The sequence below is a fragment of the Clostridium sp. AM43-3BH genome (assembly GCF_003479985.1).
Taxonomy (GTDB): domain Bacteria; phylum Bacillota; class Clostridia; order Lachnospirales; family Lachnospiraceae; genus Otoolea; species Otoolea fessa.
The window spans coordinates 1-534 of sequence record NZ_QUIH01000020.1; the positions used below are offsets into that span (position 1 = coordinate 1).

The window sequence follows — 534 nt, forward strand, 5'->3', positions numbered from 1 at the left end:
TATGATTACCTCCATTCCTCCGAAGATAATCTGTGGAGTATCCTGTATCTTACCGGCTATCTGACGCAGGCTCGCATCGATAACCTTCCAGATGGTTTAACTGCCCTGATGATTCCGAATGCTGAAATCCGGGAAATCTTCGAAAGTACCATTTTAAAATGGTTTAACGACAGCGCCAAAACCTGGAATCGGGAACAATTATTTTATGCTGTATGGCACGGCAACACCGACCTGCTCACACAGGAGATGAATGCCCTGCTGCGTATGACAATCAGCTACCATGATTATAAAGAAGATTTTTATCACGCCTTTTTAGCCGGAATTTTTGCCGGAGCCGGATATGTGGTAGAATCAAACCGTGAGCATGGCGAAGGACGAAGCGATGTGGTTGTATATGATCTGCACGGTGGACGAATGGCGATTTTCGAGGCGAAATATTCGAAAACATTTGAAAAACTCAGCGATGACTGCGACAAAGCCCTGCGCCAGATCGATGAACGCATGTATGCAAAAGAATTTGAGGGAAATTATGAT

Annotated in this window: 1 protein-coding gene; it reads left to right on the forward strand. The window is 44.8% G+C overall.

Annotated features, from left to right (window positions below):
- On the forward strand, positions 1-534 hold a 534-nt coding region (locus DW931_RS15730; RefSeq protein WP_182430035.1), incomplete at both ends, for a PD-(D/E)XK nuclease domain-containing protein.